The 26,065-nt window shown below is 65.0% G+C and carries 15 protein-coding genes and 1 tRNA gene; 5 read left to right on the forward strand and 11 right to left on the reverse strand.

The genetic code is table 11. The features are described 5' to 3' along the window. Positions 1-465: 465 nt before the first annotated feature. From AC3ZI9_RS11895 to AC3ZI9_RS11935, 9 genes are all read right to left on the reverse strand, one after another. Entirely contained in the window at positions 466-3,021 is a 2,556-nt protein-coding gene (locus AC3ZI9_RS11895; RefSeq protein ID WP_489923609.1) for a LuxR C-terminal-related transcriptional regulator, read from the reverse strand. Positions 3,022-3,128: 107 nt separating this feature from the next. Further along, positions 3,129-5,744: a helix-turn-helix domain-containing protein gene (locus tag AC3ZI9_RS11900; protein ID WP_489923610.1), complete on the reverse strand. Its 2,616-nt coding sequence runs from the start codon at positions 5,742-5,744 to the stop codon at positions 3,129-3,131. Positions 5,745-5,963: 219 nt separating this feature from the next. Continuing rightward, complete coding sequence (locus AC3ZI9_RS11905) at positions 5,964-8,246, reverse strand: helix-turn-helix transcriptional regulator (RefSeq protein WP_489923611.1); 2,283 nt, start codon at positions 8,244-8,246, stop codon at positions 5,964-5,966. A 327-nt stretch (positions 8,247-8,573) separates the two neighbouring features. Continuing rightward, a tRNA-Gln gene (locus AC3ZI9_RS11910) sits at positions 8,574-8,645 on the reverse strand. A gap of 52 nt (positions 8,646-8,697) precedes the next feature. After that, on the reverse strand, positions 8,698-10,512 hold the full coding sequence (locus AC3ZI9_RS11915; RefSeq protein ID WP_489923612.1) for an ABC-F family ATP-binding cassette domain-containing protein: 1,815 nt from the start codon (positions 10,510-10,512) through the stop codon (positions 8,698-8,700). A 72-nt stretch (positions 10,513-10,584) separates the two neighbouring features. Then, complete coding sequence (locus AC3ZI9_RS11920; RefSeq protein WP_096223305.1) at positions 10,585-11,505, reverse strand: 4-(cytidine 5'-diphospho)-2-C-methyl-D-erythritol kinase; 921 nt, start codon at positions 11,503-11,505, stop codon at positions 10,585-10,587. Next, positions 11,502-12,344 carry a 16S rRNA (adenine(1518)-N(6)/adenine(1519)-N(6))-dimethyltransferase RsmA gene (gene rsmA, locus AC3ZI9_RS11925; RefSeq protein WP_241895336.1) on the reverse strand — a complete coding sequence of 281 codons (843 nt, stop codon included), beginning with the start codon at positions 12,342-12,344 and terminating at the stop codon, positions 11,502-11,504. Before rsmA ends, AC3ZI9_RS11920 begins: the two co-directional genes overlap by 4 nt. 230 nt (positions 12,345-12,574) lie before the next feature. Then, a complete protein-coding gene (locus AC3ZI9_RS11930; RefSeq protein WP_489923613.1) occupies positions 12,575-13,774 on the reverse strand; it encodes a resuscitation-promoting factor in 1,200 nt (399 codons plus the stop codon). Between the two features lie 361 nt (positions 13,775-14,135). Next, complete coding sequence (locus AC3ZI9_RS11935) at positions 14,136-15,140, reverse strand: TatD family hydrolase (RefSeq protein WP_489923614.1); 1,005 nt, start codon at positions 15,138-15,140, stop codon at positions 14,136-14,138. Positions 15,141-15,331: 191 nt separating this feature from the next. Between AC3ZI9_RS11935 and AC3ZI9_RS11940 the strand changes: the two genes are divergently transcribed. From AC3ZI9_RS11940 to AC3ZI9_RS11950, 3 genes are read left to right on the forward strand one after another with little or no spacing between them, the layout of a single operon-like run. Next, on the forward strand, positions 15,332-16,312 hold the full coding sequence (locus AC3ZI9_RS11940) for an AAA family ATPase (protein WP_443347553.1): 981 nt from the start codon (positions 15,332-15,334) through the stop codon (positions 16,310-16,312). A 15-nt stretch (positions 16,313-16,327) separates the two neighbouring features. Then, positions 16,328-17,722: a DUF58 domain-containing protein gene (locus AC3ZI9_RS11945; RefSeq protein WP_489923615.1), complete on the forward strand. Its 1,395-nt coding sequence runs from the start codon at positions 16,328-16,330 to the stop codon at positions 17,720-17,722. Next, positions 17,719-20,127, forward strand: a complete 2,409-nt coding sequence (locus tag AC3ZI9_RS11950) for a transglutaminase TgpA family protein (protein WP_489923616.1) — start codon at positions 17,719-17,721, stop codon at positions 20,125-20,127. Before AC3ZI9_RS11945 ends, AC3ZI9_RS11950 begins: the two co-directional genes overlap by 4 nt. Here the strand turns inward: AC3ZI9_RS11950 and AC3ZI9_RS11955 are convergent. Then, positions 20,124-21,605 (reverse strand): NAD-dependent succinate-semialdehyde dehydrogenase, encoded by a 1,482-nt coding sequence (locus tag AC3ZI9_RS11955; RefSeq protein ID WP_441380615.1) that lies wholly within the window; start codon positions 21,603-21,605, stop codon positions 20,124-20,126. The genes AC3ZI9_RS11950 and AC3ZI9_RS11955 overlap by 4 nt on opposite strands. A 298-nt stretch (positions 21,606-21,903) precedes the next feature. Here AC3ZI9_RS11955 and AC3ZI9_RS11960 point away from each other — a divergent pair, with 298 nt between their 5' ends. Continuing rightward, the gene (locus tag AC3ZI9_RS11960; protein WP_489924034.1) at positions 21,904-23,295 is read left to right on the forward strand and encodes an IS1182 family transposase; all 1,392 of its coding nucleotides are present in this window, start codon (positions 21,904-21,906) and stop codon (positions 23,293-23,295) included. Positions 23,296-23,476: 181 nt separating this feature from the next. Here AC3ZI9_RS11960 and rsmI read toward each other — a convergent pair whose 3' ends face one another. Next, on the reverse strand, positions 23,477-24,361 hold the full coding sequence (gene rsmI / locus AC3ZI9_RS11965; protein WP_241895337.1) for a 16S rRNA (cytidine(1402)-2'-O)-methyltransferase: 885 nt from the start codon (positions 24,359-24,361) through the stop codon (positions 23,477-23,479). A gap of 64 nt (positions 24,362-24,425) precedes the next feature. On the opposite strand from rsmI, the gene AC3ZI9_RS11970 reads away from it, so the two are divergent. Beyond that, on the forward strand, positions 24,426-26,039 hold the full coding sequence (locus AC3ZI9_RS11970; protein WP_489923617.1) for a dolichyl-phosphate-mannose--protein mannosyltransferase: 1,614 nt from the start codon (positions 24,426-24,428) through the stop codon (positions 26,037-26,039). Positions 26,040-26,065: the final 26 nt, after the last annotated feature.

The following is a 26,065-nucleotide window of genomic DNA, read 5'->3' on the forward strand; positions in this document are numbered from 1 at the left end:
AGCAATCTGCCCGGGCTGAGAGCTCCGGGGGCCTGTCGGGCCTCGTTGAAATCGAGCCTAGGTTGGGGGCCGAAACAACACACGAGTGACGAGGTACTCGATTTGTTGATCGGGAGCACCACCTGCACCCAGTTCATTACTTGGTGCCTACTCAGTCAGCGTCCAAGCACTTGCTATCGGGGGTCTCGACAACGAAACGGCCCCGCAGCCGTCCCATCAGGGAACGGATGCGGGGCCTTACTTCAAGGAGTCGGCGGCCGCTGGGGGGCTGGGCCACGAAGGCCCACTAACCGCCGACTCCGTCCAAGGGGATTCACCGAAACGAACTCATCGTGTCCAGTGTCGGTGTTTCTAGCAGATGCACGGGGCAGAGTTGCCCTCGTGTTCCTGTCCTCAAGCCTAGTCACGGTCCGGGGCGCTCACACGGGTGGCGCGTACCCAATAATCGGCTCACGACTACGCGCTTTAGTCTCGCGAAGTACCCGCAAGTAAGGGCAGGCCCGTCAGTTCTGAACGGTCATTGATCCCCAGCTTCGCGAACACCCGGTAGAGGTGCCCTTCGACGGTGCGTTGCGACACCGTCAAGATGCGGGCAATCTCGGCATTATTCCGGCCGCCTCGCGCCAATTCGACGATCTCCTCTTCACGCGTGGTGAGTTCGGCCATGGCCAATGCGCGAACTGCGTAAGGGCCAGCAGTAACCTGGTGTGACCGCAAAAGCTGTGTCAGCTCGCGCAGCACCATGCCACAATTCCGGTTGTCCCCCACCTCGACATATAGGTTGGCTGATTTGGCCATGGCTTCAACCGCCACGTGATATTCCTGAGCTTGGGTCGCATCGCAGGCCAAGTCACGCAAATCTTCGGCGCTTCCGCTGCCCCCGTGGGCGGCCGCCAAACGACCTAAGAGTTGGGCGCGTGTACCTTCCATCTCCAGAGCGAGGCCGGCCAGCTGCGCATTGAGATCCGCCTCCGGTTCAGGATCGGCCTGGAGGCGTTCCTCCGCGAGAAAAAGGACTTCACGGGCGATCAGCGGGAAGTCTTCGAGCGTCTCGTGCCCCGGTCCCCCTAGACCCGCGGCGACCGCCCTGTACAACATCCGCCGTGAGACATCCGCCTCCGCTGGGTCCTGTCCCATCGCTCCGCTGGGCCCTGGAGGTTGCCGCTGCTCGGCTCCAAATTGCGCCCCGGTGAGACGCCGGTCACGGGCAAGCTCCTGGAACATTTCCGCCAAGACCACCCGTGAGGGCTCCCGCAAGCGGAATTCGGCCTTTACCTCGGCCAAAGTGATGCGTGCCTGTTCGGTTTGACCCTTGAGAAGCTGCGCGATACCCCGGATCAGGGAAAGGGTTCCCCGACGGTGCAGCAGCGTCCTGACCGTGGACCCCGCCCGCTGGGACACGAACTCCTCCGCTTCGGCGTAGCGGCCCGAGAAGACCAAGTTCCATCCGATGCGCAACAGCACATGCAGTTGATAGTTCCCATTCAATGCGGCATTCTGATCCAGCTCTGCCATGGCTTGGCGCGCGAATCCGAGCGCCGTATCGGTCTTCCCTTCCACCGAGTAGAGGTCGGAGAGGACCAAGAGGGCGACGGTCCGGTTTTCTGACGACAGGCGAGGTTGGTCCAATATCCGCTCGGCTTGGGCTCTCAGACTTTCACCCGATCGGGCTTCCTGGGCTGCCCTCCACAGTTCAACGACCTCGGTCGTTCGGGCATATTCTTCCTGGATGAGAGTGAATTCAGCACGATTCTCCAGCTCTCGCGTCCCGGCCCTCCATTGTTCCGGCAGATGCACCGTCTCGGTGTCGTCTCCCCCCTGCCGGATTAAAGCCAATCTCAACATCGTCAGCGCTCTCTGTCCGATGAGCGTGTCCGCAGTGCTCCGCGTCAACTGCCCAAGCTTGGCTCGTGCGGAGTAGAACCGTCCCAGCCCCAACAGCGTGCGACATTCAGCCAGCGCTCCACGGTCCGAGGCAGTGCCAACGCCCGAGATCGAGCACAGCTTCCACGCCAGCGGGTAGTCCAACTCGTCGTTCGCGGTCTCCACTGCTTCCAAAACCTCAGCCGAAGGGACCTCAGCCCGCACTTCCAAGCTCCAGAGCACCTGCTCAGGGTTCAAATCCGGTTGTAGCTCCCGTCGGTGGGTATCCCAGACGGCATGGAGTTTGGCACTGCGGCCGGGAGCCACGAGGTGACGCAGGACGAGGCCATGTATTTCTGCCCCGAAACGGATCATCCCATCGCGTTGGACGGTCAGGACGCCGGATTCGAGCAAGTGTCGGTAGTCGCTGCCCTCACAGGCCACGAGGAGGGCCCGGGATTGTGGACCTCCCAACGCCAACAATTCAAGGATCCGCTGCTGGCTCTCCGGCAGAAAAGAATGAATATCGCGAACCACTTCAACGAGGGCATCATCAGTTTCCGGCGATAACCGGGCGAGGACCCATAACTCCCCTCCTGCTGACCCTTCGTCGCGCACCAGCACCCCTTGGCTGAGGCACGATTGGACGAAGGCCCTCACGAGGCTGGCATTTCCTCCAGTCATGGAGCGAATCACCTGCAAGGTGCCCTCGGTCAGTCGTCCCCCGGTCAGTGCCTGCGCCAGACGCCGAATCCCTTCCACTTCCAATGGCTGGACCACGATCGTTGAGAGCAGACCCGAGTCAGTCAGGGAAAAGAGTGTCGATTCTCCGTCGATGCGACCGGCACCGATGGCAATGAGTTTGATGGCTGAGTTCTCCACCAGCATGGACAGTACGAAAGAGGATTCCGGATCCAGGAACTGGGCGTCCTCCACGAGGACCGTCGGCGGTGTTTTCTCGGTACGGGCGTTGCCGACGATCGTGCTGATTTCGCGCAGTACCTGTACCGGATCCTCCACTCGTTCCAGCGAGCTCAGGTACGGCGACAAGGCCCCGTAGGGCACGGAAGTCAGGGTCGTGCTGCAATGCAACCGCAACACCGGAGGCGCGATCCCCGGCCGCGCCATGGCCGCCTGGACCAGACTGGTTTTTCCCATGCCGGGGCCCCCGAGAACAATGGCCCCCCCGGCCCCGCCCCGAGTCAGGATGTCGACCAGCTCGGCATACTCGGGTGAAGCAGCGGACCTGGGCTGTGAACCCGGGCTCATCGGGCGCCCACCGGGAACCGGCTAGCACGGTCGAGGCCAGCGAGTTCCTGCCGATTGCGGACCTGGAGTTTGGAATATACTTGGTAAAGGTGCCCTTCGACGGTGCGTACCGAAACCCCACTCTGTCGGGCAATTTCTGCGTTGGACATCCCGGAAACCACGCGCAAGGCGATTTGCGCCTCCCGTTTAGTCAGTTCGCCCAGCCATGCTGGCTCATCGGTCACTTCCTGCAGCGGAACCGCACCCGTTGACGGTCCATGTCCATCCCCCTGCTGAGATCTGGACCGCGCAGCGGCCACCCGTCGTCGATCCTTCGGGCTCATCGCGTCGACGAAACTGTTGGAGGCGTCCCCTGCGTGCAAGGTCTCACCGAGCTCGGAGAGCTCCTCGAGTGCCTCACACAATTCCGAGGAGTCGGCCTCCATCATTCCTCTGGCCAATCGTCCGTAGGAACGGAAGCCGTCCCCAGGGTGCTCCGCGGCAAGTTTCTTGAGCCGGGGTGCCACGTCGTTTTCCCCCAGACGCAGGGCCACGACGAGGGAGTAGATGACCAGCCCCTCGCTACCGGCCTTTTCGGCTCTCTCCACCAAGGTCAATACACGCCGTCTTGCGGAGTGTGGCGATCCTACGCCGGCCAGAGCCAGCGAGGAAAGGACCTCTGCAGCCCACGAGAAAAAATTCATGGGAAGCATGCGTTCAAGGACCGATGGGGCGTTGAGGAGTAATTCCACGGCTTCGTCTCCTCGGCCTTGCTCGGTCAGGCAGTAGGCCACTGCCGCTTCGACAACCGCGCGCTCAGTCGATTCGGCGTCGACGTCCAGCTGCTGCTGGGCGGGCAGGAGCACTCCCAGTGCCGACCCCGTTTCTGCCGCCAACGCACCAAGAATTCCAAGAACGATATCGGCGTAGGCGATGGCACGCGGATCGGCATATCGTCCTTTGGCCAGCGCCCGGGCACCACGAGCACATTCATTCCACTGCCCTGATAAGAGTTGAACCCTCAACCCCGCCAATTCGATGGCGGCACAGTCCGCTTCGCTGATCACCTGATCCAGAATTCCCGTGGTGCCCAATCCATCCATGTCGGCACGGATCCGCTGCACCATGCGCAATGCTTCGGTTTGTCGAGAGGTCATGGCCCAAGCCTCAGCTTGGACAGACATCGCCCGGAAATGGAGTGCTTCGCTAGCCCACAGTGTGTCCAGCGGCCCTCCACCGTCGGAACCGGGACGTTCATCAGCGCTAACTTGGGCCGGAATTACTCCACCGAGGATGCCCTCCACCGCAGTGGGACGGCCTTCGACCAGTGCCATCTGTGCCCTCATAATCCGCAGCGTTTGGCGTGCGCGCAACAGCTCTTCGTCCCGGGGGACGTTCAGCAGAGCGGCGGAGATTTCCTCCTGTGCGAGGGCAAGGCGTGCGCTGGCGCGGCCGTGCCAGCCGAGGACGACCAGCGCATCGATGGTCTGATCCAGAATTCGCATCTGCCGGTATCCGTCCACCAACCAGGCTTCACTCGTCGCTCCTCCGTGATGATCATATTCCTCGACGACTGCGACGAGCGCCTCGAAGTTGCCCAGTTCTCGCATCGCGGTGACCTCGGTAAGAATACGTGCGACCTGCGGGTCACGGTGTACCCGCGTCAGGAGTGTTTCGATCTCGGGACGCTGCCCGTCGTCCATGCCTTCCCGCAAATAATGCCCCAGAAGCGGAATGCGCAACTTGACCTGGCCCACGGGGAGTTCGCCGACCGTCACCAAACCACGGGCCCGCAATCCAACGATTTGCTCCTCCAGGCCACCGTCTCGCAGATCCCCGGATGTCGCGGGCCCCCCCAGCGCGAGAAGATCGAGGACCTTCCGCTGCTTCTGGTCCAACCCTGACATCCAACGAGTCGCCTGCGCCCGCAACGACGGCCCCATGCGGAGGCCACCGTGGGCGAGGACCCAGCAGCCCGACTGCAGCCGCAGTTTCCCTGCACCCACCAGATCGCGAACCAACGGGCGCAAAACGTCCCGGTTACTGCTGGTGAGGTGCCATAACGCCGCCGCAGCAAACGTTGAAATCGGGCCGCCCAACTCACCTTCAAGGAATCTGCGGGTGTGGCGTACGTCCATGCTGCGGACCGTAACTCGCTGCAGCTGCCCGGAGCGGTGCATCGCCAAGAGGTCAGCGGGGAGTTCCACCAGTTGTTCGCAAACGGCCACCAGCCAAATCTTCTTCATGGCTGCTAGCTGGGCCAGGATCGCGGCGGAGTCGGGATCAACCTGTTCCGGGTTTCCGAGCGTGACCACGCTCCGCCGGCCTTCGGGGCATAGGAGATCGGCCAAACCGTGGACGAGTTCGTGGCGAGTGGAAAATGTTCCGGATTCGAGCTGGGACAGAACGAAAGAAATGACACCATGACGCATCTGGGCAACGTAGGGGCTGCCCGTGAGGTGAACAACGAACGGGTTCGGATCAAGTGAGGCGAGTGCTTCGTCAAAGACAGCACGACGTCCACTTCCGGCCGGTCCGACGATCACCAAGCCCCCGAGACCCGTGTCACTAAGCCCGGCTCGGATGGCAGCAATAGGTTCGTCCCGAGTCTCAAAATTCAAGTTCTTCGCCACGGGCTGTGCCCCTGCGGCTTGTACTCCGGTGGAAACGCCGTCGGCTTCCGGTGATGTCTTCGCAAAAACCTGCACTTGCTCTACCGCCCCCAGTGTGGTGCCTCTTGTTCAGCCCGTTCGACCATGCGGACGGGGCCTTCAAAACTCACCATAGGGCTCCGCCCCGACAGTTACATCAGTGGATAGCGCAATCCATCACTCATCTTTATGTATTCGTACTTAAGTGTGCGGAGTCACATTCCGCGACTCGGTAGGCTGTCGGTTGACGATTCCGCGTAGTTCCGCACGGTTGGCTACGTTCAGCTTCGCGTAGGCCAAATAGAGGTGGCTCTCGATAGTGCGTACGGACAACCCCAATTTGTGGGCTATCTCCCCGTTACTGTCGTCTATAAGTACGTAGTCGACGATCGCCCGCTGACGTGGGGTCAGGCTTGCCCATGCTGACTCACTCACCACCTCGCTGGCCGATAGCGGCTGGTCGCGGTGGGGAGCAACCACCGCCGGGAGCCCGTTCTGCTCCGGGCAGGGGCCGTTCAGCCTTTCAAGTTCTTCCTGCACGAAGTCCGCCAACAGATAGTGGCCCAGGGAGCGCAACAGCAATGCGCCGTATTCAAGCTCTCGCGGGTCAGCGGTCCGCAGGCCACGAACAGTCCACGTGCAGGCCTCGGCAAATCTGCCGTCGGCCCGTTCAGCTGCTTCCTCTAGAAGCTCCATGGCGGGAGCATGCCCCCATTGCAGGGCAGCGGAGAGAGCCATCAGTTCTTGTGAGACATTACCTAGTTCGCGGTCCCGGGCAGCGAAGGCCATCAGCCACTCAGTGGCCTCTTCGACCCGCCCGACCAGGGCCATTGCGTGGGCCCAGAAGAAGCCGCCGGCCCAACGGATCCGCCAGATACCGCCAGCACCTGCGATCGGCTGCTGTTCCACGGCGGCCAAAGCCCTCAGCGCTTCCGGCCGGTTGCCGGACTTGGCCCAGGCAAAGGCCCGGACAGAATGTGCCAAGGGGAGGATATCGAAGCGTCCCAGGACCTTGAGCTGCGGTATTTCGCGGTCCAGGTGTTCGAGCGAGTCATCAAAACGTCCGGTCATCGCCTCCGCGAGGGCCGCATAGAGCGAGCCTCTCCCCTCTTGCCCCGTGCCCATCGAATCCGAGTCCCACCCACTGGACAGGGTCCCTACCGCCCGACCCCATTCGCCCGTCACCAACTCCAAATCGAAAAGCGCCAACCGGCACCGTTGGACGAGGAACGGTGCGGTGTCTGTCTGTTCCAGCAACCGCAAGAGCCCTCGTTGGGCCTGGCGGCCCGCTGAAACGTCACCGGTCATCACCTGGGCTTCGTGGACCATTTCCTGCCAGAGCCACATGACTCCCTCGGGTAATTTTGGTCGATCAGTCTGTTCCAGCAGCTGCCGGAAGTCACCGTCCCACGTCGCCCTGATCAGTTGCATGGCCGTAGCTGTTTCAGGCGAAAGAGCCCGCAGTGCTGCTCCCCGCGTGTCCGCCGGGCCCCCCTCTCCCAGAAGTACCGCCAACGATCCACTGTCCACAAAATATCCAGCAGCGAGAAGTGCCCCGATACGGACACCAGCCGCACGTTCTGGTACTTCATCCGGCCGGCTCATCGTCAAGAGGTCGATGGCCTGTGTGGGAGTGAAGGAATGCAGCCGGTGCTCCGCTCCCTCTAGCAATCGGGCAGGATGAACTGGCAGTCCGCAGCGTAACCGCCAAGCAATGAGGCCGACTGGCCGCATGATGCCCAGTCCGTCAACGTAATCGGTGACGCGGTCTAGCAACTCTCGGCTCCGTCCCGGTGGAACTTGATCGGCAATCGCAGCGGAATTAACGGTTCCCCTCAAACTCGCATCACGGCCCGCAGACTCGTCCAAGCGCAAATACCCCAGTTCATGGACCGTGTCCACGGCGTTTCCACCGATTTCCAGTACGACGCTCAGCGGAAGTTCATGCGCAAGTGCCAGCAGTTCGAACACCTGACGGACGTTGACGCCGAACCGGGCCAGTCGTTGCTTCCAGTGCCTCACGAGCCGGGGACCGGCCGGGAAATCTGTACTTCGAATGACCCAGACCCCATCCTCCTGGACCAAGTACCCCATCTCGATCCAGTCAGCGGAAATCATGCGCATCATCGACCGATTTCCGGCGCCACTATTCCAGATGGCATAGGCCGCTGGTCCACTCAGCGACCCACCGAGCCCCCTCTGGAGGTACTCCGTGGCGCGGTTCAACGACAGGTCAAGCACCCGGGCGCGATCCAACCTCAGGTAACGGGACAGGGGTGCGTCCGGGGCCCCTTGCGGGTCGGCACTGACCGCGACGACGACTGCCCCGTGGCGGATGACCAGACGGGAGACCAGTTCGACCTCTGGACCGTCGAAGGCCGAGAGGTCCGCAATGAAGAGAACGAGCCCTGGTGCTGGCGGTTCGTTGACCAACCGTTCGAGTTGCTGACCGGTTTCAACGTCGGGCGGGCAGGAAAGCTCCACCTGCCCATTTCCGGCTCCGATCCGCTGGACGACTTCGCTGGCCAGCTCGTCTTGCCCGGCACCGGGTTCGCCGTAGAGCAGCACTCCGTTACCAGCGGCGGCCCTGCGCGCCACGTCGGTGATCCACAATGCGTCCGATTCCAACCACCACGAGTGCCCACGCGTCCCCAGGCTGTGCCACTGAGTGTGCACTGTTGACCGCCTTCCCCCGGAACGACTGATGGCCGGGCGGCTGGCGCGGGCCATCAAAACCATCCTAAGCCCTGCCTCAGAACGGCGCGATGGGGCAGCGGGAGATGAACTTCTGTATGACGCTTTTTCGAGGGGTTCCGCCCATAGGATTCGAACCTATACTCCACAGCTCCAAAGGCTGGGGTGCTGCCATTACACCAGGGCGGATCATGTCCCGCAGGGGGAACACGGTTAACTATTCTGCCATAAACCCGAGCAGCTACTGTCCGGCGACTTCGGCAGCTTCCAGCCAGGCCTCTTCGAGGGCCTCATGCTCGGACTGCAGTTCCTTAAGCTCGGCGTTCAGTGCCGAAAGGCCATCGATGTCCATGCCCGCAGAAGCCGTGGCCATCTTCGCGTGGAGGCGTTCCTCCTGCGCCGAAAGTTTGGCGAGTTTCCTGTCGATCCTGTTGATTTCTTTGCGGGCCTCACGTTTCTCGGCCTCGCTGACCTCTGCACCGGAGGCAGCCGCACCTTTTCCTGCGGCCTCGGGGGCTGCCGGCCCGGTGGTGGCTCCGCCGGTTCCGGCCCCGGAGCGCAATTCCAAGTACTGTTCGACGCCGCCGGGCAGGTCGCGGATCTGTCCGTCGCCCAGCAACGCCACCTGGTGGTCGGTGACGCGCTCGAGGAGGTAGCGGTCGTGGCTGACCACCACGAGGGTTCCCGGCCAGGAGTCCAAGAGGTCCTCGACGGCGGCCAGCGTATCGGTGTCCAGATCGTTGGTCGGTTCGTCAAGCATCAACACATTGGGTTCGCCCACCAAGAGTCTGAGCAGTTGCAACCGTCGTCGTTCACCACCTGAGAGGTCACGGACCGGGGTCCACTGCTTTTCCTGGGTGAAACCGAGCTGCTCGATCAGCTGCCCTGCGGAGACCTCCCGGCCTCCGATGCTGAAGACGTTCTTCTCGTCCTGAATCACTTCGATGACGCGCCGGTTGGAGAGTTCATTGAGTTCGGTGACTTCCTGGGTCAGCACGGCCGTCTGAACGGTCTTGCCGCGTTTGATGCGGCCTTCGGTGGGTTCGACCTCGCCGTTGAGCAGACGCAGCAGCGTCGACTTGCCTGCCCCGTTGACCCCCACGATGCCCAACCGTTCCCCGGGAGCCAACCGCAGGGTGACATTTTTGAACAGTGGAGCACCGCCGTCGTATGTCAGCGAGACATGTTCCAGGTCCAGGACGTCCTTGCCCAGACGGGCCGTCGCCATTTTGGACAGGGCGACGGTGTCGCGCGGTTGCGGGACATCGGCGATGATCGCGTTGGCCGCATCGATCCTGAACTTCGGTTTCGCCGTGCGCGCCGGAGCGCCGCGACGCAACCAGGCCAATTCCTTCTTGACCAGTTGCTGGCGCTTGCCTTCGGTCACGGCTGCGGACCTGTCGCGTTCGGCGCGGGCGAGGACGTAGGCGGCGTATCCGCCGTCGAAGGCCTCCACGATCCCGTCGTGCACTTCCCAGGTGCGGGTGCTGATCTCGTCGAGGAACCAGCGGTCGTGGGTGATGACCAGCAGGGCCCCTTGGTTCGCGCGCCAGCGACGTTTGAGGTGATCGGCCAGCCAGGCGACCCCTTCGACGTCGAGGTGGTTGGTCGGTTCGTCGAGCATGATGACGTCATCGTCGCCGATCAGCAGTTTCGCCAGGGCCACACGGCGGCGCTGCCCGCCGGAGAGATCACAGACCCGGGCATTCCAGTCGACTTCCCCGACCAAACCCCCCATGATCTCGCGGATCTTCGGGTTCGAAGCCCATTCGTGGGCGGCGGCGTCGCCGACGATCGCCTGACCGACTTCGAGGTCGCCGTCCAAGACATCCTGCTGGTCGAGGTACCCGACCTGGGCGTCGCTGCGCTGGGTCACCCGTCCGGAGTCCGGGTCCTGGCGTCGGGCCAGTAGACGCATGAGCGTTGATTTGCCGTCACCGTTGCGCCCGACCATGCCGATGCGGTCGCCTTGTTCCAGGCCGAGGGTGACCCCGTCCAAGATGGTGCGGGTGGCGAAGGCGACGGAGACGTTCTCCGCGCCGAGCAGATGTGCCAAAGTAATATGTTCCTTCGTCGGTGGGGTTTGAGGGTAGCCGGTGGGCCCGGTGGAGGGCCCGCTGCGTCGGCGTCAGATGATCTGGGCTCCGTGGACCGGGCCGTGCACGGTCTGCGTGTCGATGCCTGCTTCGTCGATCAGCACGGTCGCTAGTTCGTCAGCATGTGCCTGGTCCTGCGCCAGCAAGGCGATCGTGGGTCCGGATCCGGAGACGAGGGCCGTCAGGGCCCCGGCCTGGCGGCCCATGTCCATGACCGCCGTCAGCTCGGGTGCCAGGTGGACCGCGGCACTGGTGAGGTCGTTGTCCAAGAGGCCGGGCAATAACACCAGATCGTGGGCGACGAGTGCCTGGACCACCTGTGGGTCCACGGCCCGGGGCTCCTCGATGGCTTCTTCGCCGCGCAGGATATCCAGTTGTTGGTACACCGCGGGGGTCGACAAACCGTAGCTGGCCAGGGCCAGGACCCAGTCGGTGCGGCTGCGCAATAGCAGGGGTGAAAGTTCGTCGCCGACGCCCAGTCCGACGGCGGCACCTCCCGAGAGGGCGAAGGGCACGTCGGCACCGAGCCGGGCCCCGAGCCGTCCGAGTTCCTCACGGTTCAGTCCGGTTCCCCACAGGCCGTTGCAGGCCACCAGGGCCGCCGCGGCATCCGCCGATCCCCCGCCCATGCCACCGGCGATCGGCACCCGCTTGGTGATCTCCAGGTGGACCCCTGCCTCGGAGCCGGTATGTTCGGCCAGCAGGCGCGCGGCACGGATGACGAGATTGTCCTCCCCCAGCGGGAAGGACTCCGGGTCCTCCACAGCGGTGGAGTCCTCACTCAGTCCGACGGTGATGAGTCCGTCATCGCGAGCCGTGGCGGCCACATCCTCAAAGAGCGAGACCGCCAGATACAGGCTGGCCACCGGGTGGTACCCGTCCTCCCGGGGGGCCCCGACCCGGAAGTAGATGTTGATCTTCCCGGGGGCGCGGGCCACGACGGTCTGGCTCATGCCCCGACCCCATGATCGTGCCCGGCCAGGTTCCGTGCCTCGGCGATACGGGCGAAATCTTCGATGACGAGCCGTTCCCCGCGGGCTTGCGGGTCCACCCCTGCGCCACGGAGCGCCCGTTCGGCGGCGTCCGCTCCCCCGGCCCAACCAGCCAGTGCGGCCCGCAAGGTCTTACGGCGTTGGGCGAAGGCCGCGTCGATGGCGGAAAAGACCTCTGAGCGGCTGGCCGTGGTCTGCGGTGGTTCATGGCGTTCGAAGGAGACCAGGCCCGAGGAGATTTTCGGCGCCGGCCAGAACACGTTCATCCCGATGACCCCCGCCTTGCGCATCGTGCCGTACCAGGCGGCCTTGAGGCTGGGGATGCCGTACGTCTTGTTTCCGGGCCCCGCGCAGAGCCTGTCGGCCACTTCGTCCTGGACCATGACCAGTCCGTGCCGCAGGCTGGGAAAGTGTTCGAGCAGGTGCAGGACCACGGGAACGGCCACGTTATAGGGCAGGTTGGCGACCAGCGAGGTGGGCTCGTGCGGCAGCTCGGTGACCCGCATAGCATCCCCCAGGACGACGTCAAGGTTGGAAGACAGGGCCGGACGGAATTCGTTGATGGTTCGGGGCAGGCGTTCGGCCAGTTTGGGGTCGATTTCCACGGCAACAACCCGTTGGGCGGCGTCGAGCAGCCCCAGGGTCAGGGAACCCAGTCCGGGGCCGACTTCCAAGACGGTTTCCTCCGGGTCGATCCGCGCCGCGGACACGATCCGTCGGATGGTATTGCCGTCGATGACGAAGTTCTGGCCCAGCGTCTTGGTCGGCCGGACGTCCAGCTCCGCGGCAAGTCGGCGAATATCGGTGGCGCCGAGTAGTCGCGGTGTCTCCGGATTCCCCCGGGGGGTCTGCTCGGGGTCCTGCCCGGAGGCGGTGTGGGGGTTCTGGGAGTCGTCAGTCACGAGTTCAATCCTAGTTGAGGTCGCAGGCTCTGCGTTCTGTCTCCACATCCGCGCTGCGAAACACTGAAGGGCCCCGCAGTGCGGGGCCCTTCAGTCACGTGGGATCCGTGGTGGATCGGCTCGTCGATCTAGCGCAGGCCGAGCTTGGAGGAGCAGGCCGGCCAGTGGCCCCAGCCACCGTTGGCGCGCAGCTTCTCAGCCACGGCAACCTGCTGGGCCGGGGTGGCCTGATGCGGCAGGGCAGCGTATTTTCCGCCGCCGGCACCGATCCAGCTGCTCTGGTTGAACTGCAGGCCACCGTAATAGCCGTTGCCGGTGTTGATCGACCAGTTGCCACCTGACTCGCATTTGGCCAATGCCTTCCAGTTGGCGGAAACTCCTCCGGCCGAGGCCGTGGTTCCAGCGGTGGAAGCCTTCTCGTCCTTCTTCTCCGGTTCGGCCTTCTTCTTTTCCGCTTCCTTCTTCTGGGGCGTTTCCTTCTTCTCGGGCTTTTTGGTGCCCAGAGCGACTTCCGCGTCCACCGGCTTGGTGGTGACCTTATTGCTGGTCAGCTTGCGGGAGTCTTCCTTGCCGTCGCGGGTGGTGACGGCATAGGTCAGCGTCCGCTCGCCATCCTTGCCGGGAGTGACGGTTTTGGTCTTGCCCAGAGCCACGTCGGCATCCTTGGTCTTCTCCACGCCGTGGGCCACGGTCTTGGTCTCGGTGGTGGTCGAGGTCTTCACCCTCACGAGCTTCACCTTCAGGCCGTCCGTGAGTTCGGTGGCTGCGGCGACGGAGAGTTCGTCGGCGCTCCCGTTCTTCACGCCCTCGCTCTTCAGGGCCTCCCCGACCGTCCCCTCGGTAGTCTTGATGCTCCGCGTTGTGCCGTCGGCCTTCAGCTTCAGGGTCTTCACCGTGCTGATCTGCAGCGGGGTACTCAGCGAAGCAAGCTCGAGCTGAGGTCCGTTGGAGACATCGGCGGCGTCGCCGACCTTCAGCTGGGCGAGCACATCGGCGACGGTCAGGCCGGTGGTATGCACCACGCGGTCCACCCCATCGATGGACACATCCACCGTCTTATTCCGTTTCACCGTGATGGCGTCACCATCGGCCACTGCGGCGTCGACCCCGGGAGAGACCACGTCTGCGGAGTCGACCGTGATGTCGGCGGAGGCCAGCATCTCCCCCACCGTGCCACCGTAGGCTTGGACGCTCTGGGTTTCGCCGTCGACGGTCACGGCAACCGTCTTATTGGCTCCGACGAAGGAGACGAGGCCGAGGATCAACGCGGTCAAGGCAACCGCCTGGGCGCCGGTCTTGACCCAGCGGTTCTTGAAGGCTTTCTGCACGGATTTCCAGTCTTTGTCTTCTTCCGGGCACGGGGAGAGCGCCGGGACGGGAGGCCCTTGGAGTGATCCAAGGGTCCGGCCCCGGGCTGTCTTGCAGCGGTTCACACACCGGCAGGAGCCGTTTGGGCGTACGAACGGAACGTCCAAACGTTGGTCTGTACTGGTGCTTGAGCCCCGAAGACCTTCCCCGATCCCGGCTACTCTGTTGACTACCGTAACCGGTTCGTTATCTTGTGACAAGCTCAACACCGTTGAACGGCTAGATTCTGCGGTTTTCCGCGGTTTTTCCGCTCCCACTTCGTGATCATCGCCTTCCGACGGTGACCGGCTCGTGACTTATGCCGGCGTCGTCGGGGAACGACTACCAGTTGCCGTAGGCCGCCGTCGTGTTCTGCGCGATCCGCTCGCTGAGCCCATCGACGTCGGTCTGCAGGGTATCGGCCATGGAACGCACGGTATAGGGGATCAGGTAGCTGGCATTGGGGCGACCACGGTAGGGGTGCGGAGTCAAGAACGGGGCATCGGTTTCCACCAGAACCAGCGAGGGGTCGGCGATGGCCAGCGCCTCGCGCAGGTCACCGGAGTTCTTGAACGTCACGGTTCCGGAGAAGGACATGTACCAGCCGTGGGCGTTGCAGATCCTCGCCAGTTCGGCATCACCGGAGAAACAGTGGAAGACGACGGTATCGGGCACCGGGACCTGCCCCAGGATCCGGACGATATCCGCATGCGCCTCACGGTCATGGATCTGCACTGCCTGGCCGTGACGGACGGCCATCTCCAGGTGGGCCCTGAAGGATTCCTGCTGGGCCGGCCGGCCCTCCTCCCCGGTCCGGAAATAATCCAACCCGGTCTCCCCCACGGCGCGCACCCGCGGGTCACCGGCCAGCCGGTCGATCTCGGCGAGCGCGCTCCCCAGTTCCCCCCGCTCGGCCAGCCGGGAGGCATCATTGGGGTGGATGGCCACGGCGGCCAGCACGCGGGGGTCTGCATGGGCTGCTTGGACAGCGAAACGGGAGGACTCGACATCGCAACCGACCTGGATGATCCCCGAGACCCCGACCGCGTTGGCGGTATCGAGCGCCTGTGCCACCGTGACCGTCACCCCGCCGTCACCGAAATCCAGGTGCGTGTGGTTATCCATCACGGGAACGGCCAACGGTTCGGGAGCCGGCGGGTAGGAGGTATCGCGTTTGCTGCCGTTGGCAGCCTTCGCATCGCGACGGGGGCCGCCTGCCGATCCGGCGCCAGCCGCCGGGTCCCCGCCGGTGGCCCGGTAGGCCAGCGGAGTCTCTCCGGGCAGGGCGAGAGGCTCGGCGCCTGCCTCGAGGCGGGAAGAGTCATCCGGTCGGGGGGAAGGGCACATGCAGGGACTCCTGGAACGGGGACGGAAAATTCCGGCGGGTGGACCGCATATCTAGGCTACCGCCGCAGTGGATCGCCCAGTACGGCCGGCGAAACCCGATTCCAGCGCCCGTGACCCACATCACCCCGTGGGTGGGTAGGCTGAAGGGGCACGGACCTCATCACCACCCAAAACACCAGGGAGTAGACGCAGTGTCGACAACCACGGAACTCCCGTTGCCCTCCGCTGAAGAGTTCGGCGTCGTCACGACCCGGATTCTGGAGGCCATCGGTACGGTGATCGACGGGAAACCGGAGGTAGCCCGCACGGCGTTGCGGGTCCTGCTGGCCCAAGGGCATCTGCTGCTCGAGGATGTTCCCGGTGTGGGCAAGACCCTGCTCGCCAAAACCCTGGCCCGCTCCGTGGCCGCCAGTGTGAACCGCATCCAATTCACCCCCGACCTGCTCCCTTCGGACGTCACCGGTGTCTCCATCTACAACCAGGACTCCCACGGCTTCGAATTCCGCAGGGGTCCGGTCTTCGCGAACCTGGTCATCGGGGACGAAATCAACAGGGCATCGGCGAAAACACAGTCCGCGCTGCTGGAGTGCATGGAGGAGCACCAGGTCACCGTCGACGGGTCGACCTATCAGCTGAGCGCCCCCTTCATGGTCGTCGCGACGCAGAACCCGATCGAGCTCGAAGGCACCTTCCCGCTCCCCGAGGCCCAACGCGACCGGTTCATGGCCCGGGTGTCCATGGGGTACCCGGATACGGAGGCCGAACTGTCCATGTTGCGCAACCACCAGTCCGATTCGCCCCTGCTACGGGTCAGCCCCGTCGTGGACCAGGCCACCTTGCTCTCGCTGATCGACATCGTCAAAGCCGTCCATGTGGCGGATGCCGTGCAGGAATATATTGTGGCCTTGGGCCAGGCAACCCGCGCCCACCCGGAGATCCGTCTCGGGGCCAGCCCGCGGGCCTTGCTCCAGCTGCTGCGTGCTTCCAAGGCGGAGGCGGCCCTGAACGGTCGAGATTTCGTGCTGCCCGACGACGTGGTCGCCAATTGCCCCTCGGTGCTCGGTCACCGGCTCGTGCTCCATCGCAAGGCGGAGATCGCCGGGACCACCGTGCAGGACCTCGTTGAATCGCTGCTGGCCCAGGTCCCGGTCCGGACCTCGGCGCGTAGCTGACCTGGACGGCAGAGGGTGGACAGCGCAATCGGGCCCGGACGCACCGGCCGTGAACCACTGCGGGTCCGCCTGCGGCTCTGGTTCCTGACGCCCCGCGGTGGGGCCCTCGTCGTCGCTGGAGCCGTCGTCCTGCTTCTGGCTTGGTTTCTCGGCCGGCGCGAGCTGGTCAATATCTCGATCTTCCTGTTGGCCGTACCCCTCCTCTCGGCAGCTGCCCTCGCCTGGGGGGAAACGCGGGTGAAGGTCCGCCGCAGTTTTGGCCCCGACCCGGTCACCACCGGCGGTTCCACCACGGTGACGTTGTCGCTGGGCCATGCCTCCCCTTTGCCTGCGGGGACGGTCCTGAACGATGAACTCCCGAAGGACTTCGGCAAAACGCCGTCGTTCTCCTCCGATGACCCCGGTCCGGGCGATGCCACGGCAGGGAAGAGGACCGCGTACCGATATCGGCTGCGGCCCACCCATCGTGGTGTCTACGCGATCGGCCCGCTCCGGGTGCAGCTTTCGGACCCCTTCGGGCTGGCCATGCGTCCCATCGCCGTGGACCGCCCGACACCGCTGACCGTGGTGCCTGCGGTCCTCCCCCTGCCCATCACCGGAGTCGTGGGCAGCACCGGCACCCGCGGAACGGCCACCTCACACCATCAGGCCACCCCCGAGAACGACGACGTGATGACCCGCGAATACCGGGAGGGGGACTCGTTGCGGCGGGTGCATTGGCCGGCGACGGCCCGGCACAACACGTTGATGGTCCGGCAAGAACAGTTCCAACGCACCCCCCGAGCCACGCTCGTGGTGGACGCGCGACCACAGCCCTATCAGGGCAGTTATGTCGGTTCCGATGCCCCGACCCCGATCCCGAACTTCCTCCAGGCCCCCGGAACCACCACCCCGTGCTTCGACTGGAACATCCAGGCGGTGATTTCCGTGGGAGCCCACCTGGCTGAACAGGGCTACGACCTGGAGATCCTGGACGAGACCGGCAGCCCATTGACCGGCGCTGCACCGGGGTCCTCAGGTCCCGACCCCGGACTGTTCAGCGGCCCGCACGCTGCCGAGGATCTTCAACTGTCCTTGGCCTCGGTGGGTTTGAAGCCGGCACCCCGCCGCCAGGAATCAGCCGCCGATCCCCTGGGCTTCTTCCCCCGCGGTGGGCAGGGTCCCCTCCTGCTGTTCACCGGTGCTCCCACCGGGGACCAGGCACAGTCCTGGGTAGACCGCATGGGAACCCACCGGAAGGTCATGGTGTTCCTGGTGGCCAGTCGCCCCACCGCTACGGCGGCCGGCACACGGGTCTTCCGTGCCGCTGGCTGGACGGCAGTACCCGTGGATGCGAAGACCGAGTTGGCGCAGGCCTGGCTGGAACTGTCTGCCCAGGAGCGGCGCACCGGCGCCCGGGGGCCGGGATGAGCGCCCCGGCCGTTACCCGCCGGACACCGGCCGGACGGAAACCAGCGCGGCGGAACCGCGGAACCCAGTGGCTGCTCTTCACCGCGCTGCTGGTGGCCGTCGTGGCCCCGGTCAGTGGACTTTGGGGGGTCATCGACGGCCGGCTGTGGTTCGATCAGGCCACCGTCACCGTCGCCGGAACCCTCGCCGCGGGAACCCTGGTGCGGATTCGGGGTCTTTCTGCCGGGCTGAGCTTCACCGCCTCGGTGGCCGGGCTGATCCTCATGCTCACCCTGCAGTTCTTCCCCTCCACTGCTGTGCTCGGGGTGATCCCCACCGCCGAAAGCGTGCGCCGGGCCCTGGACTTCTACCCGCAGGCCAGGGATGCCGTCCTCGTCCAGGCCCAGCCCGTGTTGTCCGAGGACCCCATCATCTTTTTCATCTGCCTGGCCGCCGGGCTGACGGCCCTGATGGTGTACCTGCTGGTCGTCGGCCTGCGGGTCCCGGCACTGAGCGCGCTGCCGCTCTCGGTTTTCCTCGTCATCTCCTCCCTCGTCAAAACCGATGGGGCCGGCCTGCTGCATGTGGGGCTGACAGCCATCGGCTACCTGGTGGTGCTCGCCGGAGCCCGGCTGGAGCGTCGTGCCACGTCCCCCGGGGCTGCGCTGCGCACCGGCGTGCTGCGTCAGGGCGTTCTCATCGCCGCGGCTGCGCTCACCCTGATGCTCGTGGTGCCCCTCGCCCTGCCCGGTTTCTCCCAGGGGCTCATGCCGCAGGGCCAGCGGCTCTACCTGTTCGGTAAACCCAGTGGGGTGAACCCGGTGTTGAATCTGGGTGTGAATCTGCGTGACCGCCTGGGCGTGACCACATTGACCTATTACACGGACTCCTCCGAACCGCTCTACCTGCGCACCGCGGTCATCTCCGATCTGGGGGCCAAACGGTGGGAGCCTTCGGATCTTGAGGTCGGGCGGGACCATAGCGCCGAAAACCTGGCCCCCTCGCCCGACGGCTTCCCGGCGCAGAGCGTGCCGCGCACCCGGACCGTCCATACCCGGGTGGTGACGGGGAACTACCAGAGCCCGTGGCTGCCGATGCCCCGCGAGGCGGCCTCGGTGACGGGGCTGGCCCAGGAATGGGGGTATAACGGTGGGACCGACACCATGTTCTCCCAGGCCGAGGCCAGCAGCAGGAAGCTGGACTACACGGTGACCTCGCAGGTACCGGTGATCGATGCCGCCGCCTTGGAGGCCAGCTCCGCCCGCCTGGCCCGGGACCCGGGGTCTGCTACCGACCGGCTGCCCAAAACCTCTACGGATCTTCCCCGGAATCTGCCGAAGATCATTCCTGATACGGCCCGCCAGATCACCCGGAAGGCCCACGCCACCACCGCCTACGAGGAGGCCGTCGCGCTGCAGGAAGAACTGCGCAGCGTCGACTACACCTATTCGGAACAGACACCGCTGGAACAGGGGTACGACGGCAACGGGGTCGGCGTGGTGGCGGCGTTCCTGGAGCAGAAGAGCGGCTACTGCACCCACTATTCCGCGGCCATGGCCCTGATGGCCCGCACCTTGGGCGTTCCCAGCCGGATTGTTGTGGGCTACGCGCCGGGCCGGAGCAATGGGGCGCAGGCGCTGGGCTCGGACGGAAAACAGTGGTCCGGCTACGATTTGAGCCCCAGCAGCGCCCATGCCTGGCCCGAACTCTTCTTCCCCGACCTCGGGTGGGTCCCCTTCGAGCCCACCCCCGGCCGCGGGACCACCCCGTCCTATGCCAGCGATAGCCCGGCCGGCGGGCCCGCCCCCTCACAGGCACCGGATACCGATCCGACCCGCGCCAGAACCATCCCCGACGCGAATCCAAGCGCCGAACCGTCCACCCCGCCCGCTGCAGGAGCCCAGAGCTCCGGGAACGACGACGGGATCTCAGCGGTGATGCCGGCCCTGCTGGCGATGGTGGTGTTGCTGGGGCTCTTCGGCCCGTTGGGGATCCGGCGGTGGCAACGCTCCCGCCGGATCCGCAGCATCCACCGGGCCACCGATTGGCGCGATGCCGTGGCCAGCGCGTGGGAAGAACTCCTGGCCTTGGGGCGGGACTATGGGCTGGCCCAAGACCCCCAGGAGACCGACGCCGCCTACGCGAGCCGGCTGCAGGATCATCTGCCCGATGCCGCACCCGAGGTGCAACGGCTTCGGGAAGCCTTCGAGCGGGCGAGTTTTTCCCTCGACGCACAACCGCGCCGCCAGTTGGTCCCGCGCGGCCCGGCCAGCGGCATCCACCGTCCCCGGGCCAGCCGGGAGCTGGCCCTGGACGAGGCGTTGGATGCAGCCCTGACCGATATCGAGCAAGGCTTCTCCGACGCGGCCAGCCCCGGACGTCAATTCCTGGCCCGGGCCTGGCCCGCCTCGTTGCTCAGACGTTAGACGGCGTACGGGTCGGCGATGCCGATGTACTGGGCGCTCGTGTACTCGTTGAGACCTTCGGAGCCACCTTCACGGCCCATGCCCGACTGCTTGACCCCGCCGAAGGGGGCCGCGGCGTTGGAGATCACGCCGGCGTTGAAGCCCACCAGTCCGAACTCGATCTGCTCGGAGACACGGAACATGCGATTGACGTCTTGGGAGTAGACGTAGGAGGCCAACCCGTATTCGGTGGAGTTGGCCAGCTTGATGGCTTCCTCTTCGGTTTCGAAGGTGGTCACCGGGGCCACGGGGCCGAAGATCTCGCTGCCCAGGATCGCCGCATCGTGGGGAACGTTGGCCAGCACGGTCGGCTCGTAGAAGTAGCCGGCACCCTCGCGGGCTCGTCCACCGGTCAGCGCCTCGGCGCCGGCGTCGAGCGCTGCGGTGACCAGCGAATGCACATCGTCACGGGCGCCACCGTCGATCAGTGGGCCAACCTTCGTGGAGTCCTCGGTGCCTCGTCCCAGGGTGAGCGCCCCCATGGCATCGGCGAATTTGCGGGTGAATTCTTCGGCCACCGGCGCCTGGACCAAGAAACGGTTGGCAGCGGTGCAGGCCTCACCCATATTGCGCATCTTCGCGGCCATGGCCCCTTCGACGGCCCGGTCCAGGTCGGCGTCGGCGAACACGATGAACGGGGCGTTGCCACCCAGTTCCATGGAGGTGCGCAGCACGTTGTCGGCGGCGTCCTTGAGCAACTGCTTGCCCACCGGCGTCGAACCAGTGAAGGAGACCTTGCGCAGCCGCGGGTCCTGCATGAGAGGTCCGGAGATGCCCGACGCCGATTTCGAGCTGGTCACGTTCAACACTCCTGCCGGCAGCCCGGCCTCCAGCATCGTGGCGGCGAAAAGCTGGCTGGTCAGCGGTGTGAGTTTCGCCGGCTTGAGCACCATCGTGCAGCCGGCCGCGACGGCCGGGCCGACTTTGCGGGTGGCCATCGCCAGCGGGAAGTTCCAGGGGGTGATCAGCAGGCAGGGGCCCACCGGTTTGCGCTGCACGAGGATCTTGTTTTTGCCCTCGGGGGTCGTCACATAGCGGCCGTAGTCGCGCACTGCTTCCTCGGAGAACCAGCGCAGGAACTCGGAACCGTAGGTGACCTCGCCCCGGGATTCAGCCAGCGGCTTGCCCATTTCCAGGGTCATCAACAGGGCGAAATCCTCGGCACGTTCCTGCACCAGATCGAAGGCCCGCCGCAGGATTTCTGCGCGGTCGCGGGCCGGGGTGCGGGCCCAGGAGTCCTGTGCCGCATCGGCGGCGTCGAGCGCTGCCATGGCATCCTCGCTGGTCGCCGAAGCCAGGGTGGCCAGGACCTTTCCGGTGGCCGGGTCCTGGACGTCGAAGGTTCCACCGTCGGAGGCATCGCGCCATTCCCCGTTGATCAGCAGGCCGGTGGGAACGGAGGCGAGCAGTTCGGCTTCGCGCTCGGGGGTGATGGTCATCGGTGGTCTCTCCCGCGTCAGGGTGGATGGGGTTCTATCAGACCTCACGTTAGCCAGAGGTCCTCCCGGCTGTAAATGCAGGGATGCATCATGACCACCCCATGTGGTTGTGCATCCGCCCGGGGCTAGGTGCGTGGGTCAGTAATGCGGCGCCCGAACTTTAAAACGCCGATGCAATAGCCGGTCCTTCTACCCGGCGGCTGGGAGAATTGGGGGTATGGATACCAGTTCTCCCGGCCCTGATGGCTTGTTCGATGAGTCCCTCGTCGAGCGGATTGAGCCTGCTGTCGATGACCGGATGGATGCCAACGGCGGGGCCCGCAAGCGATTCAAGGCGTTCGAGCCGAACGCGGTGATGCTGGTGCCGCCTTCGTTGGATGAGTGGTTGCCGGCCAACCACCTGGCGCGGTTCATCGCCGAGCTCGTGGACCATGAGCTGGATCTGGACCGGTTCTATGATTCCTATCGCAATGCCAAGGGCCAGCCGCCCTACGAGCCGCGATTGATGCTGCGCATCGTGCTCTACGGCTACTGCGTCGGGGTGAGGTCCTCGCGTGAGTTGGAGAAGGCCTGCACCGATGTGGTGGCCTTCCGCTGGTTGGCCGCCCAGCAGGCCCCGGATTTCCGCTCGATTGGTCGCTTCCGCGAACGCCACCTGGCCGCGTTGGCGAACGTGTTCCTGCAGGCCCTGGAACTCTGCCGGGCCGCGGGGATGCTCAAGCTGGGCCAAGTCGCCTTGGACGGGACGAAGGTCCGGGCCAATGCCTCCCGGCACAAGGCCATGTCCTACGCGAGGCTGACGACCAAGCAGAAGGTCCTTGCCGATGAGATCAGCGACCTGATGGCCGAAGCGAAGACCGTGGATGAGCAGGAGGATGCCCGATTCGGGGTCGGGAAGCGCGGCGACGAGCTGCCCGCGGAGCTGGCGAACCGCGAACGCCGGGCCGCAGCGATGCAGGTCGCGAGGGAATCGATCGAGGCCGAAGCCGCCCAGAAGGCCCGTGACGACGCGGAAGCGAAGGCGAGGGATCGTGGGGACGACGATGACGACATCACCGGGGCCGGGGCCAAAGCCGCCGAAAGGACGGTGCCGAAGCCGACGGCGCAGCGAAACTTCACGGATCCGGATGCACGGATCATGAAGACCGCCGACGGGTCCTACCACTACTGCTACAACGGCCAGGCCGTGGTCGATGCCGGCCACCAGGTCATCGTCGCCGCCGAGATGAACCAGGCGGCCAACGACTACGGACAGCTGGCACCGATGGCCGAACAGGTGTCGGAGAACCTGGGGGCGATGCCCAGGCAGTTGCTCGCCGATGCCGGGTATTGCTCGAAGGCGAACCTCGAACACGCCCGCAACCTGCAAGAGGGACACGGCACCGAGTTCCTGATCTCCACCCGGCGCATAAAGCACTCCACCCCGATCCCGGAGGCACCCCGGGGCAGGATCCCCGCCAACGCAACCGTCGGCGAACGGATGGCGCGTAAGCTGAAGACCATCCCGGGCAGGAAGGCCTACGCCAGGCGCAAGGCCATCGTGGAACCGGTCTTCGGGCAGATCCACACCCGCCAGGGCAAGCACGTCCTGTTGCGAGGTTTGGAGCAGGCCGCCAGTGAGTGGAAGCTGATCGCAGCCTGCCACAATCTGATGAAACTGCACGGATACCGGGCCAATCCGGCCACCTGACCGGTAGGCAGGGGCCACGCAGGCGCTTCCGGAGCCCTTGATTAGGCGCTGAAAACGGCACCATGGGAACGCCCGCGACCATGACCGGCCGGACTCACAAGCTGGATCATTCCGCCTCGATCCCCTGAGTGATATTCCAACGAAACGCCGGCCGGCATCAAACCACTACCGACCCACGCACCTAGCGGCGGGCTTCAAGGACCGCCGCGTAGAGTTCGCGTTTGGAGATCCGCTCCCGTTCGGCAATGGCGGCGACCGCGTCCTTGAGCCGCAGACCACCCCGTTCGAGCTCCTGCACGGAGGAAACATGGTCCACGGCACGGGAGGGCGCGTCTTCGGCCGCCCCGGAAACGACGACGGCGATTTCCCCCCGCACCTGTCCTTCGGCCCATTCGAGGAGTTCCAGCAGGGAACCGCGTTTCACCTCCTCATACATTTTGGTCAGTTCCCGGGCAACCGCTGCCCTCCGGTCCTGACCGAAGGCGTCGGCCAGGGCCCGCAGCATGGGGGCCAGCCGGTGGGGGGCTTCGAAGAAGACCATCGTGCGGCGTTCCTTCTGAAGTTCGGCCAGCCGTCCAGCCCGCTCCCCCGGCTTACGGGGAAGGAAGCCTTCGAAGGTGAAGCGATCGGTCGGCAGCCCGGAGAGGGCCAACGCGGTCAACACGGCGGAGGGTCCCGGCACTGCGGTCACCAGCAGGCCCTCGGCGCCGGCCGCCTCGACCAGCCGGAACCCGGGATCGGAGACGGCAGGCATACCGGCGTCGGAGACCATCAACACGGTCAGCCCCTGGCGGGCCAGGTCCAGCAATTCTGCGGTCTTCACGCCCTCGTTGTGCTCGTGGTAGCTGATCACCCGGCCGGGGATCCGCAATCCCAGGGCCTGGGCCAGATGGTGGAATCTCCGGGTGTCCTCCGCGGCAATGACATCGGCGCCGGTCATCAACTCGATCAACCGCGGAGAGGCATCCCCCAGGTTCCCGATCGGGGTGGCAGCCAGCACGATCTGCCCGTTCGCCCCCTCTACCCGGGGCTGGGCTGAGGGCGCGGGTTCCGGGGTGTCGGACACGGGGTCTGCAGGATCATTATTCACCCCGCCAGCCTACCGTCGGCAGCGCCGGTAGAGTTGTCCCGTGAGCGCCCTGAAATCGTCCCGCCCCGTCTGGGTCCAGACCCCGCGGTCGGCGTTCACCTACCGGGCCCTGACGGAGAGGTTGCAGGGCGTCGTCGCCCCGGTGAGCCGGCTGAGTTGGATGGTCCCGCTGGTCATCACCCTCATTGCTGCTCTCATGCGTTTGGTGAACCTGGATCAGCCCCACGCCCTGACTTTCGACGAGACGTATTACGTCAAGGACGCCTTCACGCTGCTCTCCCACGGGCATGAGATGGAGTGGCCGGACGACCCCAATCCCGCGTTCCTTGACGGCACACCTGCCCCCTTGGACAGCCCCGAATACGTGGTCCATCCGCCCTTGGGCAAATGGATGATTGCCGTGGGGATGCTCCTGTTCGGTACCGACAGCGGGATGGGATGGCGTTTCTCCGCGGCCATCGTGGGAACGCTGGCCGTCCTGTTGGTCACTCTCATCGCCCAGCGTTTATTCAACTCGATCACCCTCGGTGCAGTGGCCGGCGGCCTGAGTGCCGTCGACGGCCACCAGTTGGTCCTGTCACGGACCTCCTTATTGGACATTTTTCAAATGTTCTTCATCGTCGCCGCCTTCTACGCCCTTCTGGTGGACCGCTCCCACGGACGCAGGATCCTCGCCAGAAAAGTCTCAGCAGCGGTTGACCCGCAAACCGGTGTTCCCCCACGATCCTTCCTGGAGTTCGGCCCGTGGATGGTCTGGCGGCCGTGGCGGTTGGTTTTCGCCCTGATGCTCGGCGGCGGCCTGGGCGTGAAATGGTCGATGCTCTCCTTCGTGGCGGTCTTCTGCCTGCTAACGGTGCTCTGGGATATGCAGGCACGACGGACGGTGGGAATCCGCCGCTGGTTGACGGCAGGGATCATCCGCGACGGCATCCCCGCGTTCTTCCTCATCATCCCGTTGACCGTTGCCACGTATATCTCGACCTGGGCCGGCTGGTTTCTCACGGCGGGCGGCTACGACCGCACCTGGGCTGCGGATCATCCCGGTGAAGGGGTGGGATGGCTGCCTGCCCCGCTTCGCTCACTGTGGGAGTACCACCGCAGCGCCTACGAGTTCCACCAGGGGCTCAGTTCCCCCCATGCCTGGGAGTCAGGCCCGTGGACCTGGCTGTTCGCCGGCCGGCCCGTCCTGTTTTATTACCACGGATCGGAGGCCGGGGATCCGGGTTGTCCGGTGGGTTCCTGCGCCTCGGTGGTCACCGATCTTCCCAATCCGGTGCTCTGGTGGGCCGCGACCCTCTCCCTCCTGGTCGTGCTGTTGTTTTGGGCGGGACGCCGCGATTGGCGGACGGGGGCCATTTTGGCGGGCATACTCGCCGGATTCGGCCCGTGGTTCCTCTATTCGCAACGCACCATGTTCTTCTTCTACACGATCACTTTCGAACCATTCATGATCCTGTCGCTCACCTTCGTGCTCGCCCTGGCCCTGGGTGGGGTGGGTGCTTCCGTGGCCCGACGTCGAACCGGGCTCATCGGTGTGACTGCTTTTTTGGCTTTGGTGGTGCTGGTTTCGGCGTTCTTCTGGCCGGTCTGGACCGGACAGACGATTCCCTATGAGGCCTGGCGACTGCGTTTGTGGATGCCCAGCTGGGGCTGATGTTCCGCGATACCCCGCTCAAACAC

The organism is Arthrobacter sp. AOP36-F1-5 (genome assembly GCF_058137995.1).